The sequence below is a fragment of the Nocardioides sp. Soil805 genome (genome assembly GCF_001429625.1).
In the GTDB taxonomy this organism is placed as follows: domain Bacteria; phylum Actinomycetota; class Actinomycetes; order Propionibacteriales; family Nocardioidaceae; genus Nocardioides.
The window spans coordinates 842,754-858,292 of sequence record NZ_LMSU01000001.1; the positions used below are offsets into that span (position 1 = coordinate 842,754).

The 15,539-nt window shown below is 68.8% G+C and carries 15 protein-coding genes; 8 read left to right on the forward strand and 7 right to left on the reverse strand.

Annotated features, from left to right (window positions below; genetic code table 11):
• Positions 1-19: 19 nt before the first annotated feature.
• Both ASG94_RS04245 and ASG94_RS04250 read right to left on the reverse strand, forming a co-directional pair.
• Positions 20-1,195 carry a hypothetical protein gene (locus ASG94_RS04245; RefSeq protein WP_056925129.1) on the reverse strand — a complete coding sequence of 392 codons (1,176 nt, stop codon included), beginning with the start codon at positions 1,193-1,195 and terminating at the stop codon, positions 20-22.
• Between the two features lie 76 nt (positions 1,196-1,271).
• Positions 1,272-1,685: an HIT family protein gene (locus tag ASG94_RS04250; RefSeq protein ID WP_056925130.1), complete on the reverse strand. Its 414-nt coding sequence runs from the start codon at positions 1,683-1,685 to the stop codon at positions 1,272-1,274.
• A 75-nt stretch (positions 1,686-1,760) separates the two neighbouring features.
• Here ASG94_RS04250 and ASG94_RS04255 point away from each other — a divergent pair, with 75 nt between their 5' ends.
• Both ASG94_RS04255 and ASG94_RS04260 read left to right on the forward strand, forming a co-directional pair.
• Complete coding sequence (locus ASG94_RS04255; protein WP_056925131.1) at positions 1,761-2,660, forward strand: alpha/beta fold hydrolase; 900 nt, start codon at positions 1,761-1,763, stop codon at positions 2,658-2,660.
• 81 nt (positions 2,661-2,741) lie between these two features.
• Positions 2,742-4,145: a hypothetical protein gene (locus tag ASG94_RS04260; RefSeq protein ID WP_056925132.1), complete on the forward strand. Its 1,404-nt coding sequence runs from the start codon at positions 2,742-2,744 to the stop codon at positions 4,143-4,145.
• A 202-nt stretch (positions 4,146-4,347) separates the two neighbouring features.
• Here the strand turns inward: ASG94_RS04260 and ASG94_RS04265 are convergent, their stop codons facing one another.
• Both ASG94_RS04265 and ASG94_RS04270 read right to left on the reverse strand, forming a co-directional pair.
• Positions 4,348-5,046, reverse strand: a complete 699-nt coding sequence (locus tag ASG94_RS04265) for a type 1 glutamine amidotransferase domain-containing protein (protein WP_056925133.1) — start codon at positions 5,044-5,046, stop codon at positions 4,348-4,350.
• Positions 5,047-5,319: 273 nt separating this feature from the next.
• Positions 5,320-5,916 (reverse strand): hypothetical protein, encoded by a 597-nt coding sequence (locus tag ASG94_RS04270; protein WP_162260782.1) that lies wholly within the window; start codon positions 5,914-5,916, stop codon positions 5,320-5,322.
• Positions 5,917-6,381: 465 nt separating this feature from the next.
• Here ASG94_RS04270 and ASG94_RS04275 point away from each other — a divergent pair, with 465 nt between their 5' ends.
• The gene (locus ASG94_RS04275; RefSeq protein WP_056925135.1) at positions 6,382-7,446 is read left to right on the forward strand and encodes a hypothetical protein; all 1,065 of its coding nucleotides are present in this window, start codon (positions 6,382-6,384) and stop codon (positions 7,444-7,446) included.
• A 135-nt stretch (positions 7,447-7,581) separates the two neighbouring features.
• On the opposite strand, the gene ASG94_RS04280 is transcribed toward ASG94_RS04275, so the two are convergent.
• On the reverse strand, positions 7,582-7,857 hold the full coding sequence (locus ASG94_RS04280; protein ID WP_156411409.1) for a hypothetical protein: 276 nt from the start codon (positions 7,855-7,857) through the stop codon (positions 7,582-7,584).
• Between the two features lie 216 nt (positions 7,858-8,073).
• On the opposite strand from ASG94_RS04280, the gene ASG94_RS04285 reads away from it, so the two are divergent.
• Positions 8,074-9,642, forward strand: a complete 1,569-nt coding sequence (locus ASG94_RS04285) for a hypothetical protein (RefSeq protein WP_156411410.1) — start codon at positions 8,074-8,076, stop codon at positions 9,640-9,642.
• A gap of 10 nt (positions 9,643-9,652) precedes the next feature.
• On the opposite strand, the gene ASG94_RS04290 is transcribed toward ASG94_RS04285, so the two are convergent.
• Positions 9,653-10,261, reverse strand: coding sequence for an abortive infection system antitoxin AbiGi family protein (locus ASG94_RS04290; protein ID WP_162260783.1), 609 nt, complete (start codon positions 10,259-10,261; stop codon positions 9,653-9,655).
• Between the two features lie 292 nt (positions 10,262-10,553).
• Positions 10,554-10,829 carry a hypothetical protein gene (locus ASG94_RS04295; RefSeq protein ID WP_056925139.1) on the reverse strand — a complete coding sequence of 92 codons (276 nt, stop codon included), beginning with the start codon at positions 10,827-10,829 and terminating at the stop codon, positions 10,554-10,556.
• A 290-nt stretch (positions 10,830-11,119) separates the two neighbouring features.
• On the opposite strand from ASG94_RS04295, the gene ASG94_RS04300 reads away from it, so the two are divergent.
• The 4 genes from ASG94_RS04300 (at position 11,120) to ASG94_RS04315 (ending at position 15,470) form a co-directional block, all read left to right on the forward strand.
• On the forward strand, positions 11,120-11,473 hold the full coding sequence (locus ASG94_RS04300; protein ID WP_056925140.1) for a hypothetical protein: 354 nt from the start codon (positions 11,120-11,122) through the stop codon (positions 11,471-11,473).
• Between the two features lie 171 nt (positions 11,474-11,644).
• Positions 11,645-12,478 (forward strand): hypothetical protein, encoded by an 834-nt coding sequence (locus ASG94_RS04305; protein ID WP_156411411.1) that lies wholly within the window; start codon positions 11,645-11,647, stop codon positions 12,476-12,478.
• Between the two features lie 131 nt (positions 12,479-12,609).
• A complete protein-coding gene (locus tag ASG94_RS04310) occupies positions 12,610-13,635 on the forward strand; it encodes a hypothetical protein (protein ID WP_056925142.1) in 1,026 nt (341 codons plus the stop codon).
• Positions 13,632-15,470 carry a hypothetical protein gene (locus ASG94_RS04315; protein WP_056925143.1) on the forward strand — a complete coding sequence of 613 codons (1,839 nt, stop codon included), beginning with the start codon at positions 13,632-13,634 and terminating at the stop codon, positions 15,468-15,470. Before ASG94_RS04310 ends, ASG94_RS04315 begins: the two co-directional genes overlap by 4 nt.
• Positions 15,471-15,539 lie beyond the last annotated feature (69 nt).

Below are 15,539 nucleotides of genomic sequence, written 5' to 3' on the forward strand. Positions count from 1 at the left end.
GGCCCCGGTCTCCCCGGCCCTAGAAGCCCCAGGGCCGACGCTCGTCCCAGGTCCGGACCTGCGACCAGGCCTGGCGCCGCCCGAGGGCGACCAGCACCTCCTCGTCCTTGGTCACCGGGTCGAAGAGGGCGAGCACCGAGCGCGGCTGGCCGGTGTCGCAGGTCGCGGTGTGGGCGACCCGCAGCCGCTCCCCGACCGCGTCCAGCAGGGAGACGCCACCGGTGCTGCCGGGGACGCGGACCATCTTCACCGAACCGTCGGCCCGCTCGGTGGTGATGAAGGAGCCGCCGCAGGGGCCGTTGCCCTCGTAGTAGGTACGCCCGCCCACGACCCGCACCTCGGTGTCGTCCCAGCTGGGGCCGCGGAAGCCGCGGCTGGTGGTCCGACGCAGGCCGGCGACCGGGGTCACGGTCCCGTCCATCCCGAGGGCCGTCAGCCGGGTGCCGCGCCGCGAGGAGCAGGACGCGAGCAGGGCGTCGGCGTCGTACCAGCGCAGTGGGCGGCAGTCGCCGGGGGCACCGACCGTGCTGCCCGCGGACCCGTCGAACGTGACCACCCGCAGCGCGTCACGGGTGCTGCCGACCAGCGCCGAGCCGTCGGCACTCGTGATGAGGCCGCCCTCGATGTCGCGGGCCAGGACCGTGCGCCCGCCCGTCCAGCCCATCGAGAGCACGTTGCCCTGCACGGTCTGGACGAGGACGCCGGTGCCGTCGGGTCGCATCCCGACGCCGCCGGCGTTGAACGGCAGCCGCAGCCTGCGGGTCGCGCCGGTGACGAGGTCGACCTCGGTGGCACCCTGCCGGCGGGCGCTGACGGTGGCGAGGAGCAGGGCCGTACGCCGCGCCGGGTCGACGTCGCTGAGGTAGAAGTCACCGGACTGCCAGCCCTTCGGCTGCAGCACGATGCGCGAGCGGTACAGCTCGTGACGGGTGCCCTCGGGCGAGATGAGCTCGAGGGTGCGCTGCCGGGCGTCGATGTAGCCGCCGCGGGTGCGCCGGCCGTGGGCGACGCTCGCCAGCGTCCAGCCGGCACCGACCTGGTCCCACGGCACGTCGGCGCGCGTGGCGATCGCGCGCCCGGCGCCCGGCGCGCCCGCCTCCGGCGCCGGCGTCGGCGCGGCCACCGCCGGGACGGCGTACAGGCTCAGGAGCAGGGCCAGGAACGGCCCGAGCAGCCTGGTGACGAGTGTGGTCATGTCTCCCCCTCGGTGTCGGGCCCGACGCGGCCCTCGCAGGACAGACGCGGACGCGCGCGAATAGGTTGCCTGCACCTCAGGCGTCGAGGACGGCGCGCAGCCGGGCGGCGTGGTCGGCGGCCTCGCCGTCGGCGTACTTGGTCCGCGGCCAGAAGAAGCCCCGCAGCCCGTCGCCCTTCGTGCGGGGCACGACGTGCATGTGCAGGTGCGGGACCGACTGGCTCACGGTGTTGTTCATGGCGACGAAGGACCCCTGCGCGCCGAGGGCCTCCTTGACCGCGACCGCGAGGTCCTGCGCGGCGGCGAGGAAGCCGTCGCGCAGCGCAGCGGGGAGGTCGGGCAGGGTCTCGACGTGCTCGCGGGGCACGAGCAGCACGTGGCCCTTGAAGACCGGCCGTGCGTCGAGGAAGCCCACGAAGTCCTCGCGGTCCAGCACCACCTCGGCGTGGACGTCGCCCGAGACGATCCCGCAGAACACGCAGTCGGCCATGCGGCGGACCCTAGCGCCCAGCCACCCGAGTCCGCCCGACTGCGTACGTGCGCCCGGGCGACTACGTTGGCCGGCATGAGCCCTCGCACCTCGACCCTCCAGGTCCCCACACGTGACGGCGGCGTGATCGAGGTGCTGACCGGGGGCGACCCCGACGGCTTCGGGCTGCTCTACCACGGGGGCTCGCCCTCGGCGGCCGCCGAGTACGCGCCCCTCGACCGCGTCGCTGCGGACCTCGGCCTGCGACTGGTCACCTACTCCCGCCCGGGGTACGGGTCCTCGACCCCGCGGTCGGCACCCGGACGGTACGTCGACGACGTGGAGGAGTCCCGGACCGTCCTCGACCACCTCGGGATCGACGGGTTCCTCACCCTCGGCTGGTCGGGCGGCGGTCCACGGGCGCTCGCCTGTGCGGCGCTGCTGCCGGACCGCTGCCGGGCGGCGGCGTCGCTGGCCGGTGTCGCGCCGTACGACGCTCCCGGGCTGGACTGGTTCGCCGGCATGGCGGAGGAGAACCACGCGGAGTACCACGCCGCCGAGGCCGGGCCGGAGGCGTACGAGGCGTTCCTCGACGAGAGCTTCACGCCCATCCTGGACGCGACGCCCGAGGAGCTGACCGAGGCGATGGGCGGGCTCGTCACCCCGGTCGACCGGGAGGCGCTCACCCCCGAGATGTCGGACTGGCTGGCCCGGACCTTCCGGCGGGCCGGCGCCCAGGGCACCCGCGGCGTGCGCGACGACGGCATCGCGGCCATCAGTGCCTGGGGCTTCGAGGTCGGCGACATCCGCGTGCCGGTCGCCGTGTGGCAGGGCCGGCAGGACGCCATGGTGCCGTTCGCCCACGGCGAGTGGCTCGCCGGCCACGTCCCCGGAGCGCAGGCCCACCTCCTCGACGACGAGGGCCACATCTCCCTCGTCCACCGCCTCGACGAGGTGCTCGCGGACCTCGAGCGGCTCGCCGGTCTCCGGGCCTAGCCCGCACACCGGCGGCCCACCGGACGGTGCGCGTGGTCCTAGAGTCGTCGCGTCCGACACGACGACCACGGGGGTCACGACATGACGACGAGCAACCGGGCGACGGGCGGGGCGGGCGCCGTCCTGGCGCTGGTGCTGGGAGGAACTCTGCTCGGGGTGCCCGCGGGTGCGGTGACCACGCCGGGGCCGGCGACGGGGGTGGCGGCGACCGCGGGCCCGGCCGGGGCGGGCCCGGTGAAGCGGGTGAGCGTGGCGTACGGCGACGGGCCGGTCAGCGTGGACCGGCGCGGCCAGCGGGTGCGGATCTCCTTCCGGGGGCGACGCGGCGACGTGGTGTCGCTCGACACCGGCGCCCGGGACGGACTGACCGGGTCGCGGACCCGGCTGCTGCGCGGGGACCGCTCGCTCGAGCCCACCTGGCCCTTCGTGTGGCGCCTGCGGGGCAACGGGGTCCACACCTTCTCGTTCCGTGCGGCACCCGGGGACAGCCCGGGCCGGCTGCTCCAGCTGGTGAAGGGCCGAGTGCACCGGCTCGAGGTCGACGGCTGGGCGTTCACCCCGACCGGGCAGCGCCCCGGGTTCGTCGACTACGCGCTCGTCCGGGTGCCTCGCGGGGACCGCGTCCTGCTGGCGAGCGGCGAGTACGGCCAGGACGTCCTGACGCCGGACGGTGGTCGTCACCGGATGTACGGCGGGTCGATGCTGCTCGAGCCGGGTCTCCCGGTCCGCACCACGGCCGGGGACACGACCATCTCCCCGCTGGCACCGGGGCGGGTGCTGGTCACCGTGAAGGAGCCGCGCCCGGTCCGCGCCCTCCGCAGCGTCGTCATCCCGGCCGACCTCGACGGACGGCCGGTGCGGATCGAGCCCGACGGGTCGGGGCGCGAGCAGGTGCTGGTCTTCGAGGCCAGCGGCGACCAGCTCGTGCACCCCCAGCTGTCCGGGGCGAGATCGAGGGGCCGACCGTCGCTGAGCGACCCGGCGAGCAACGACATCGCGTCGTTCGGGCACGGACGCACGGCCTACTTCCTCGATGACCCGGTGACGTACCGGCTCTCGTACTTCCCCACGTCCCGCACCCCGTTCACGGTGCAGCTGCAGACCGCACTGCGGGTCCCCGACCTGGTGCTCGACGCCCCGCCCGCGACGTTCACCGTGACCTCGCCGGGCCGGCTCGTGTGGGCCCACTCCTCGGCCGGGATCGCCCGGCTGACGGCGACGGACCTCGCGTTCACCAGCCTCTCGGGCCGTGCGGTGGCGTGGTCGGCCAGCACCAGCAACCCCCAGGCGGGCACCTGCCTGCCCGGTCCCGGCGAGCCGGTCGGGTGCGGCGAGCAGTCGACCATCACCGTCTCCCCCGAGCGCCTCAGCGCCACCAGCGACCTCGGCTACCCGCTGACCGAGCGGAGCATCACCGTCCTGTCCGTGCCCGGGGGCGCCACGGGCTCCGTCACCCTGCAGCTGACCACGGACGACGGGTCCTGACCGGGTCCTCTCGAAGGACGGTCAGCGGGCGGGCGCTGGTCAGCCCCGGGGGGCCCACCCGGAGGACAGGACATCCTGCCCCCCATCCGGGCGCCGAGCTGGTCATCGCTCCCTGACCCCTCGGTGTGGGATCGGTGTCACCAGGTGGCACCGATCCCACACAGTCGAGGGGCAGCTGGATCGCGGGCGGCGACCTCAGTCGTCAGGACGTGAGCAGTCCGACGACCTTCTGCGCGGCCTCGGTGCTGGACGCCGGGTTCTGGCCGGTCACCAGCGTGTCGTCGACGACGACGAACGGCGCCCACGCTTCTCCCGAGGAGAAGGTCGCGCCGGCCTCGCGCAGACGGGACTCCAGCAGCCAGGGCGCCTTGTCGGCGAGCCCGGCCTGCTGCTCCTCGGCGTCGGTGAAGGCGGTCAGGTTGCGCCCGGCGAACAGCCAGGAGCCGTCGGCGCGCCTGGCCGGCAGGAGACCGGCCGGGCCGTGGCAGACCGAGGAGACGACCTTCCCGCCGTCGAGCATGGTCACGAGGATGCGGCCGAGGTCGTCGCTGACCGCGAGGTCCTCCATCGGGCCGTGGCCGCCGGGCACGAAGACGGCGTCGTAGGAGTCGAGGTCGACGTCGGCGAGCACCAGGGTCGACTCGAGCCGGCCGGCGAGGGCGTCGAGGGCCGCTCGCTGCTTCGCCGACTCCTCCTCGCCGATGGCGTCCGGGGCGAGGCTGCCCTCGTCCACCACCGGCGTCCTGCCCTCCGGGCTGGCGAGGTCGACGTCGATCCCGGCATCGGAGAACACCTGCAGCGGGGACAGCAGCTCCTCGGCCCAGAAGCCGGTCGGGTGCAAGGTCTCGTCGGTGAGGGTCCAGTGGTCGGAACCGGTCAGGACGATCAAGATCTTCGGCACGTCAGTACTCCTCGACTCGGGGGCGTGGGCGCCGTACGGCGCCCGCAACGACGCTACCCACGAGGTGGTCGGTCGATCGCCCACGCACATCAGCCGCTCCGACCGGAGTCGGAGCGGCTGATGTTCAAGAGGGCTGGATCTCGGCGGCTGGGCCACCGGGACCGGCGATGTGTGTGTGGGGTCTTCGTGAATTTGGAAGGGTGCAGGTCAGACGCGCCTTTCCGCGAAGGTGGCCGACCGCTTGCACCCGTGACCTGCCAAATCAGCACCCCACTAGGAGGAGCTGACAGAGGTCTCCGGCTCCGAGGTTCCGCGCTCGCCGACTCCGGACGGCTGGGCCGGATCCTCCGCACCGTCCTCAAGCCATTCGACTCGGTCAGGCCTCCGGCGTTTGACGCCTAGGAAGTCGGCGAACAAACGCGCCAACTCCGGTGCGGCAGACACGAAGAAGGTCAGGACTACGGAGTACAGCAACCACCCCAGGAACGTCACGACGAATGCGTGGGCGCGTAGCGACGCCACAGCAAGCGACATGCCCGCTACTGCTGAGGCAAGGAAGACCAGCCACAGGAGAGGCTCGCGGCGACGCACCGCCGACACACAAGCAAGAGCGGCAAGGGTTGACGCTGCCCCGAGTTCGTAATTGAAGAACGGAGCCCAACCCAATGGGGCGCGCATCGCGCGCTCCTCCCAGATTGGAAGGATCCAGGCAGCGCCAACAACAGCTCCAATCAGCAGAGACATCAACGCAAACTTTGTTTGCGTCAAGTCCGCCGCGTCCGCCGGAAGATGCACCGAACTCGAACGTTCCGCCGCCACGAGCAAGAGCAAGCCGACCAAGGCAACGATGAGCACCACAGGAGACGACACGGGAACTTCCTCTGACAGGAGGTTGATCGCGACTCCGCCTACAACTACAGCGCCAACCTTGATGGCCGTAACTCCCGTACCGTTCGTGCTCTGGCTGCTGCTCACCTGATACGGCCCCCCACTCATCGGTTGTCAGCGTCAACTGGAACTCTGTCCGCACGGATCCTATGTACTTCGATCGATGCCCGCGTTGTTGCTGCCTCAGGGAGCAGGCAGTCAACACACCGTGACCCACCCTCATCACGACCTCGCGGACCGCGATACCGGTCCGGCGAGAAAGGTTGAGGTTGCTCTTGTCCTTCAACTACCGACCGCCGATAGCCGGTAACCCGGCTTCCAGCGCGGCTCCGGGTCGGCGCTAGCGCTCTGTCTACGAATCCCGACCCGCAGACCTTCGTACTCGTCGCATGTCCGGGTCAATGACATTCTCTCTGCAGCGTCGAACTAGGTCCTGGAGGCTTACCAATGAACAGCCCGCGGCTCGAGATCACCGAAACTGAGAAGCCTCGACTCGTCGAGGCCATGCGAGACATCCAGGAGGGCGTAGCGGCGTACTACGCAGAGACGGCCCTACGCGGCGACCTAGGCGGACACGTCCGCACATGGCTCGGACGAGTGCAGACACTCAACGATCTACTCACGAACCAGCTTGCAGACAGAGCGTCATACACCGCGCTCTTCGACCCACCGAAGGCGCCGGGCGTCGACCTGATCAACGCGGCCAAGTACGCCCGCAACATTGACCAGCACGTAATGCACATCGTGGCCCCCAGCACGGACAGCCTAATCGGTGGTGGGACGTTCGGTTATCGGGTGTATGCCCAATGGGAGCCAGTGCCTCCCGCAGCACACGCCAGCTTGCGTCCTGGAACACAGGCGCTAGAACCCACCTACAGCGCCGAACTCCAAGGCCAGGAGGTCACGAGCACGATGCTGGGCGTCCTCCGGTTCTTCGCTGACATTGCGCCACAGATCGTGCATCGAGACCCCCGTGGCGAATGGACCGGCTTTCCGCTCATGAGCCAACCCGCCGTCGGTGCACCCCTTCACCCCGAAGAGCCCATCGGAGACATCCCGGCCGCGAACGCCTGGCTCAACAGCCGGCGCCCGAACGGCGATACGCGCGTGGTGTGCGGCCAACTCACCAAAGACGACACGGCGTACCTGTTCGGGTTCACCTTCATCGGCCAACTCTCGTTCGCACCATTTGTTGAAACGACCGACCAAGTAGACCGGGACATCGCCGCTGGCTTCCCTTACCTGCAGGGCCAACTCGAACGCAACGTCCAGAACGTCACCGAAAAGTTCCCTCAAGCACGACAAGGCGCCGTCCTGCACAGCCCCAACGACGTAACGACCTGGGCGACGCCGATCATCCGAACCAAGCAGGACGAAGACTGGCTCCCAGCCTTTGGCGTCGAACAGTGGAGCCGCATGGTGACTGCCGAGCACCCCGGCGTATTCCCAGACTTTGTTGCCTACTCCGAACGACGTGCGCGACGCCTCAACGCGCTTGTCCCACCACGCTGAGCGGCAACGACGAGAACCAATAGCCTCTTTCCGTTCCAACCGCGCCGATAGCTACAAGGCATGTCATTCCGGCTCGTTGGCTTCGGCGTGTCGGTACACGCAGGCCCGAAGCGACTGGCGACCCGCACCGCACCGTCACCCGTGATCCTCGTACGGAGTGACCACCCCGCCTCTCAGGTAGCGGTAGGCGTCCTCGAACGACTCCGGCTCGTGCTGCCAACCGGCGCCACAGGGGTCGTCGAGGTGGCGGATCTGGAGCGTCTCGTCCTCGGAGTAGACCCAGACCTCCCACCTGCGTGCATCCGGCGTCTGCACCCACACCGGAGCGGCGTAAAGCAGGTCCGAGTACAGCTCGTCGATGGCGTCGACGGAGTCGAGGACGGCCAGGATGTTGTCGTCGTAGTTGGTCATGGCCATCACCGTGCGCCGTTGCCATCGACGTGCAACCACCGCATGTTGATGCCGTCCAGGCGTAGCGATTGTGACCCCGCCGGGCGTCGCAAAGCGTGAGGTTCGTGTTCTCGCTTGTTGTCCAGACCTGCTCGGTAATGCTCGATACCTTGGCTGCCACCCGCACACCTCGCTCCGCGCGAGGGACGACACAATCCCAACCCGGACTCGAGGATCATGCAGACGGTCTACGCGACGCATCTCCCTTTACCTGATTCTGCGGGAACTGACGCACTGGATGCCGCTGCCTCGGTGATGGTCGCGTGGGTTGAGCAAAGGTTCGATGTCGAACTGGCTCCTCTTAGTGGAGGGGAAGCTCGAGCTAACGACGTCGACGTGCGTTGGGAGACGTTGCTTGGACAAGACCGCGGTCTCATCAGCCTGACCCTTGACCAACTCGACCAGTACGACGCCGCTTGGAGGTGGCGCACGTACGTGGACTTGGGAGTCGAGGAAGGCTGCACCTGGCTGCGTACGCGTGTCCAGCTCTACTCACCGATCGAAGGTCGGCTAACCAGTCCAAAGGTTCAAGCAGGCCGTCCCGGTATCGTGCGAGCCCTTGCCGACGCTTTGGACATTCGCATCGACAACTGGGGTCTTGGCGAGTGGCGCCCGGTGAGCCGCAGAAATGTGTCCGCGTACTTGGACTTCCTTCTGACCCCTGAGCGCCAACTACCCGTGGTCGCACTGTCTCTGGCCTCATCAGGCGAGCCGTTCCTCGACCCAGCGCACATTGCTGATCGCTTACTGGGGCTGGCACATGTGGTGGTAATCGACTCCGATGCGGCATTCGCGATCACGGATCGCATCGGCAAGACACTCAGTTGCTTCAACGGCGCGGTTCGCATCTACTGGCCCGGCTTCACGGTCGAAGATGATCCGTACTTTCATCGACTCTACGTCGGTGGATCACTCACGCACTACGGCCGAGACGGCTTGGCGACCGAGCTGTTCGGCACGTTGGGCCGTCTCGCTGGCCTGAGTCTCGATCAGCCGGCTTTGAGGCGCAGCCTCAAGATTGAGCGGCGCGCCCAACAACTGCGCGCTCACGAAGCGGAGCGAGCTCAGGTGAGTGCTCGGCTGAATGAGGCCGCCAGCAACGTTGACGGTGAGATCTTCGACCAGTTCGTCGAGGAGTACGAACAAGTCAGGACCCACGCTGACGAACTAGAGATGGCTGCGCTCGAGGCCGAGATTGAGATCGAGACGCTTCGTAAAGAGCGTGATGACGCCCGGAGACAGACCGTTGGAATCGCTCGCGCCATCAACGCGGAGGCCAAAGCGGCCGTCGTCGACGTGCCGGAAGAACCACCAGCCAGTGTCCTCGAGGCAGTGCGGCGAGCTGAGGCGCGCGCTAAGAACACCATCTACCTCTCGGAGGCCTTCGCTTCGGCCGAGGAGAGCCAGTACGAGGACCCAGAGCGCGTCGCCGACGACCTGCGCCTCATCGACGAGATCGCACAGGACTGGGCTGCCGGAGAGCTATCGGCTGGCCCTCACACAGCCTTCAAGCAGCGGTGCAGCGGCTATCGCGACGGCATCGGCCAGAAGGCCTCGACTCAGTACGCAGCCGACTACACGCGCACCCTGGACGGCGAGATCATCACGCTGGGACCCCACGTTCGCCGAGGGATCGGAGCCGTCGCTGCCATCATGCGCATCTACATGTACTTCGACACCACGAACACACGAGTCGTGATCGGCCACGTCGGTCGGAAGCTTCGCGACGACAGCAACCGCAACTGACTCGCAGCGGCTACAGCTCCTCCCGTTCGGCCACTTCCTGGATGAGAGGAAGAGGCCACTTCGCGTCCAAGAGCACGGGAAGTGGGCTTGGGCTCAGCATCTGGCTCCACCGCCGCCGCACGTCATCGTGATCCGATTGGGGCGCGAACACGAAGGGAACGGCTTCCGACTCGAAGCGCAGGTTGCCAAGCACCGGCCACTCACGCTCCCATTCCCACTTGAACTCACGGTCTCGGTACACGCCGGGATAGTCGATGAAGGGGGTGACCTGCCACAACGCGTCCTTCAGGTCTGGCTGGTTGCGGTAGGCCGCCTCACGGACCATCTCGAACAGGTGCTGCTGAACGGGATTCCCGCGCTCGAGATACCAGACCGGCGTTGCCCCGTGGTCACGGAGAGTCGTTTTCCGGAAAGCAACACCGTAACTTCCGTGCTTTTCGGCCAGGCGGCTCAAATGGTCCAACGGGATCTCACTCAGGCACACGACCCGCTGGCTCTCTCTGAGCGCTTCGTGCTTGCAGACTGCTCCGTAGGCCGTTCGCGCTTCGACTGTGCCACTGCGGAAGATTGAAGCGAGTGAGGCCAGACTGTCGGTGAGGTGGACAAGGTACTCGGACATGTCTCGCCACTCGTGGTGTCCCCCGTACCCCAACGCCATACAGACACCCCGCCTTCGCACAGAACCTCAGGCTTAACCTCGCTTACAGGTTCATCTTGGCGCCTTCCAGTCACGGCCGGAGCCCATTTGTCATCGATCACCTGCGTGCTGATCCCAAATGCCTCGACGCCACTGACGTCGGTGACGTACCTCGGCCGTCATCTTCGTTCAGACTGATGCGGAACGGTGCGACTCGACGTCGGGGGTCCCAGCTGCGCACTGCAGGGTCCCGCCAAGGGTGTGACCTCCCTCTCTATGCGGAGTGGAAGTAGTCCACCTCGATGTCGATGAGGTCGCTGTCGATCTCGACGGGCAGCGCCCAGTAGCCGACGAAACGGCCGAGCTCGTCCCCGGGGCGGAAGCTGGCCTCGAACACGTGCGAGGAGTCGACAGACAGGGCCGCGCGCTTGCAGCTGATGAAGCGGAGACCGTCGGGGGCGATGACCAGCCAGATACCCATGTCTCGCAGGGCCAGGAGGGTGGGGCGCGGGTCCCAGCAGGGAGGGGTGAAGATCTCGAGGTGGTCCATTGCTGTGGTCCTTTGTTCGGTCGGCGGGCGGGATGCCCGCCGTGGCGAGGCGTGACCGTCCGCCGGGCCCGAGGGCCGCGCAATCCCTGCACGGCCGCAGCAGGACCGCTCGCTGCTTCAGCGACAGGAAAGCGACGCAGGAACCGTCCCCGCGGGACTCGGTCGAGCTCAGCGAAGTCCCTACTTGGGGCGCGGCTTCACGCGCAGACGGTGCTTGTCGAGCGCTTCGGCGCTCCGTGCCACGGTCCGGCAAACGTGCCGGTCCGGGCACCAACGCCCCAGGAGGGCGGATGTCCACAAACAAGTTGAGCCGTGCGGGTCGACGCGTCACTGACCTCCCCGAGGTCAAGAGGCGCCGACGCCTGGAGAACCTGCTGTACACCCGCAAGCGGGTGGCACACCTCGTTGCCGAGTACCGGTCGCACGGACTCGACGAGCACATCGAGCTCTACCTCCTGCAGTTGGAGGTGGAGCAGGTCCTAGCCGACGAGTTCCCCAACGCGTACGAGGACCACGTCGGCGACTGGATCGACGAGGAGCTGGCGGCCGAACACCACCCGATGGTCACTGCTGCGACCTGCAGCCTGTGCCACGCCATCGCGCTGCACAACGGCGGAGACTCGGGCGCACCGCTCGCGGCCTGACGACCGGACGTCAAGCAGTGGGGCGGGCCGACTCGGCCCGCCCCACTGTTCTGCGGATCGCGCGGCCACTGCGCCGCGCGTGCCAAGGAACTAGTCGATTCAGTGCGCTATCCGCGTGTACACATCGCCAACGTGTACGGACGGATAGCCGCCTCGTGACCGTGAAGGGCGGTGGTTGCGGAGCAGCAGCGACGGCGGACGGTCGGCGCCATGACAGATCACGACGCCACCAACACCTCCGAGTCCATCGACGCGCCTGAGGCGCTGTGCAACTTCCTCACGGCCTACCGACCCACCGGCGTGAAAGAGGAAACCTGGGCCCTCATCGCCGACGACGCAGTGAAGCTGGTGCTCCGCGCCGGCGCTCTGACGCGGCTGCGCGTGGAGAAGGACATTCAGTTGCTCGGCGCGGTGGTCGCGCACCTGGTCGAGCGCGGACGACCCGTGACTCTGGACGAGGCGCTCAGCGACGCCACCCTGCTCTCGTTCGACACGTCCTTGCAGGTGGGCGAGAAGACGAAGGAGAACAAACGCGGCATCACCCGGCGCCTGCAGGCCGTCCACCGCGGCCTGCCCTGGCGCGCGGAGAAGCGGACACCCGAGGAGCGGACGGACAACTTGGTCGCGCACACCGAGGTCGACACCATGCACCGCATCCTCGGTCACGCGCACGCGATGGCTGACGACGCGGAGGGCGTCGCGTTCATCGCGGCCGTCTCCGCAGCCCGGGAGGCTCGGCGCGGTCAGGGTGCCGGGCCTGGCGCGAGCGCACACGACTGGGCTCCGGCTCGCCGGTTCGCGGACCGGCACGGGTGGAACATGACCCAGCGCCTGCTCAAGGCCTGCGTCACCCACGAGACCCTGAACACCGACCAGCCCCTCGCCATCGTCATCCGTAACAACGGGCTATCGCGCCGCGACCTCGACCTCGGACTCACCCGCGTACGCGACCTGCCCGACCTCCCTGCCCCGTCGCACCACGACCTCCTTCGCGGCACCGCCTGACGCTGCGGAGTCGCGCTGCCAGACCGATTTCGGTGCGCTGGCGTCAGCGATTGCACGCCAGCGGCCCGGCGGCACGGTGCACGTCCAGATCGCCCGCCAACGACGGGTGACTGGATGAGAGGAACGGCCTGATGGCCAAGGAGTCCAAGCGCAAGAAGCGCCCGAGCAAGGCCGCAGTCGGCCGGCTGCGGGAAGAGGTCGAGTCCCGGCCGAAGAAGGAGGAACTGCCCGCCGAGGTCGCCGCTGTCATCGAGGCCTACGTGCCGGCCCGTGTCAGCGACACCACGATGGAGAAGGTCCGCCCGTTCCTGGTTGACGCCATCACCGCGTCGAGCCTGCGCGGCAAGGAGAGCGTGCGCAAGCACTGCAACCACATCACTCAGCTGGCCTGCTTCGCCCTCAAGCGCGGGCTGCCGCTCGAAGTCACCGCGGTCCTCACCACCGCCTTCATCGACGAGTACATCCGCGTCGAGATGGCGGAGGACAGCGAGCACAACCGGGCCGAGCGCCGACGTCGGCTGCTGGCCTTGGCTCGGACCGCCAACCCCGGGCCGGGCGTCCCGCCGAAGCTCACCCCGATCGGGCACAGCTCGATCAAGCCCTGCTACTCCCCCGCCGAGCTCGCCGTCATCGCGCGGGCGGCGCGGGTCCAGCCCACCGTCGCCCGGCAGCGCGACCTGGCCATCGTCGTCGCACTCAGCGGCGGCGCGGGTCTCGACAGCGTCGACATGCGCGACCTGCTCGCCGACCACGTCGAGGACCTCGGCAAGGCGGGCATCCGCATCCACGTGCAGGGACCCCGGCCCCGCGTCGTGGTCCTGCGGCGCGCATTCGAGTCCCTGCTGCGCGACGCCATCGAGGGCATGCCGGCCGGTCAGCTTCTCATCGGGCGCAAGCAGGACCGCCGCAACACCGCCGCCCGGGCCACCGAGCGCGCAGCGCTGCACAACGTCCCCCACATCGAGCCCGCCCGCCTGCGCGCAACCTGGCTCGCGGACCTGATGACCGACTCCATCCCCCTCGCGGTCATCCTCCAGGCAGCCGGGCTGAAGTCCGCCCGGACCCTGGCCGAGCTGCAGCCCCACCTGGGGCCCTGGCTGGAGCACAAGGGCCTCACCGAGGCACCGAGCACCGGGCTGCGGGGAGAGCAGCGATGAGCGCGAAGCGCCTCACCCGCCAGATGGTCGAGCGCACCGTCTGGATCATCGACGAGAGCAACGTCATGGACGTTCTCGCCCCACCTGCGCCAGCGGGACAGCGCGGCCGCAAAGGCCGGATCCGCGAGAACACCCGGCTGTGGGTGATCGGCGTGATCCTGTGCACCCGGTTGGGCCACGAGACCACCGTGAAGGGTGTCTACGACGTGCTCACCCAGGCACTGCCCCGAGAGATGCAGTGGGAGCTCGGCGTCCTGCGCCCCCTCACCACCACCAAGGCGACTACGCGGCCCGTGCACGACCCCGAGGCGGCGCGGTTGACCCAGAACGGCAAGCCGCGCAAGGAGATCTGGACCGACGAGGGCTACGAGCGCCTGGGCTACGACGACCTCGTCAACGTCGTCAACAAGCTGCGCGACCGCCTCGACTACGGGCACGGGTCCGCACCGAACCTGACACCCGCGGAGCGGGTCCAGAGGCGCAGCCTGGTCGAGGACGCCGTGGACCGCCTCATCACCGTCTCCGTCATCGCCCGCCCGTGCAGCACCGTGGCCATCGACGGCACCGGCCAGTGGTCGTGGAACATCGGGCCCAAGAAGGAGCAGCGCAACGCCCAGAAGCGCCTCGCCAACGGCACCACGCACGCCGTAAGCGAGGACGTCGAGACCGCTCTGCAGGTCACCAGCATCGTCGCCGACGACGACACGGCACCGGCGCCCGAGGGCGCCACGACGACGCGGCTGCGCCACTGTCTGGACGCCGCATGGGGCTACAAGACCGGCAAGGGCGGACAGAAGGAGGTCGGATACGGCTTCCACCAGCACACCGTCGTGCGGACCGCTGACCCGAACTCCACCGGTCGGCCGGAGCCGCTGCTCGTCGAGGGCCTGGTCGTCGTGCCCGCCAACGAGGACGTCGTCGACGCCTCGCTGCGGCTGCTGGACCGCATCCAGCTCCGCTCCAAGATCACCCGGCTCGCCGGTGACCTGCTCTACACCAACCTCAAGGCGGACCGTTGGGCGGTGCCGTTGGCACAGCGGGGCATCGAGCAGATCCTCGCCATGCGCGAGGACGGCGACGGGTGCGTCGACATCAACGGCGCTCTCATGCAGTACGGCTGGATGCACTGCCCCGCCGCCCCCATGGATCAGCGGCCCCTCCCCGCGACGTTCGCCCGGGACGAGGACGAGGAGCACTACGACGCGGTCGAGGAGTTCAAGGCCAACTGGGCCTTCGACCGCAAGGAGTCCGGGCTCGGACGCAACCCTTCCTCGAAGTGGATCTGCCCCGCCATGGCCGGCCGGGGTGGCTGCTGGGCGCGCGGCACGGACAACGTCACCGTCGCCCGCGAGGCCGGGCTGCCGATCGTCACCCCGCCCGAGGACTGGCAGACGCGCCCCTGCTGCACCAACAAGACCATGGACTTCACCCCCGACCCGAAGAACCCGCACCACCAGCGCAAGCTCATGCAGCGCGAGTACGTCGGCACCCGCCGCTGGCGGCGCGCCTTCAACCTCCGCTCCAGCGTGGAGGGCGCGTTCGGGATCCTGAAGAACCCCAGCAGGCAGCGCATGCGCCGCGGCCAGAACCGGCTGCCCGGGCTCGCCATGGCCAACCTCATCAACGGCCTAAAGGCGTCCGTCTTCAACGAGGAGCAGCTGCGCAGCTGGCACGAGGACACCGGACTCGGCCCGGCCGAACACCCCCTCCTGCAACCCGACCCGCACGACTGGGGCTTCACCGACCTCACCAAGGAACAGGCCAAGGAGATCGACGCCCGCCACCTGCTGGCGGCACGGACGGACAGCAGCACGGTCAGCGACGAGGCCGCCTGACTCAAGGCCGCTTCCTCAGTGCACGGGCACTGAGCTTGATCTTTGACAACTCAACAGCTGAAGGGAATT

Bases quoted from the DNA above. Each gene is read 5' to 3' on its own strand.
- ASG94_RS04250 (WP_056925130.1), bottom strand. From the start codon at position 1,685: ATGGCCGACTGCGTGTTCTGCGGGATCGTCTCGGGCGACGTCCACGCC.
- ASG94_RS04295 (WP_056925139.1), bottom strand. From the start codon at position 10,829: ATGGACCACCTCGAGATCTTCACCCCTCCCTGCTGGGACCCGCGCCCC.
- ASG94_RS04245 (WP_056925129.1), bottom strand. From the start codon at position 1,195: ATGACCACACTCGTCACCAGGCTGCTCGGGCCGTTCCTGGCCCTGCTC.
- ASG94_RS04315 (WP_056925143.1), top strand. From the start codon at position 13,632: ATGAGCGCGAAGCGCCTCACCCGCCAGATGGTCGAGCGCACCGTCTGG.
- ASG94_RS04310 (WP_056925142.1), top strand. From the start codon at position 12,610: ATGGCCAAGGAGTCCAAGCGCAAGAAGCGCCCGAGCAAGGCCGCAGTC.
- ASG94_RS04285 (WP_156411410.1), top strand. From the start codon at position 8,074: ATGCAGACGGTCTACGCGACGCATCTCCCTTTACCTGATTCTGCGGGA.
- ASG94_RS04280 (WP_156411409.1), bottom strand. From the start codon at position 7,857: ATGACCAACTACGACGACAACATCCTGGCCGTCCTCGACTCCGTCGAC.
- ASG94_RS04300 (WP_056925140.1), top strand. From the start codon at position 11,120: ATGTCCACAAACAAGTTGAGCCGTGCGGGTCGACGCGTCACTGACCTC.
- ASG94_RS04275 (WP_056925135.1), top strand. From the start codon at position 6,382: ATGAACAGCCCGCGGCTCGAGATCACCGAAACTGAGAAGCCTCGACTC.
- ASG94_RS04290 (WP_162260783.1), bottom strand. From the start codon at position 10,261: ATGTCCGAGTACCTTGTCCACCTCACCGACAGTCTGGCCTCACTCGCT.
- ASG94_RS04260 (WP_056925132.1), top strand. From the start codon at position 2,742: ATGACGACGAGCAACCGGGCGACGGGCGGGGCGGGCGCCGTCCTGGCG.
- ASG94_RS04255 (WP_056925131.1), top strand. From the start codon at position 1,761: ATGAGCCCTCGCACCTCGACCCTCCAGGTCCCCACACGTGACGGCGGC.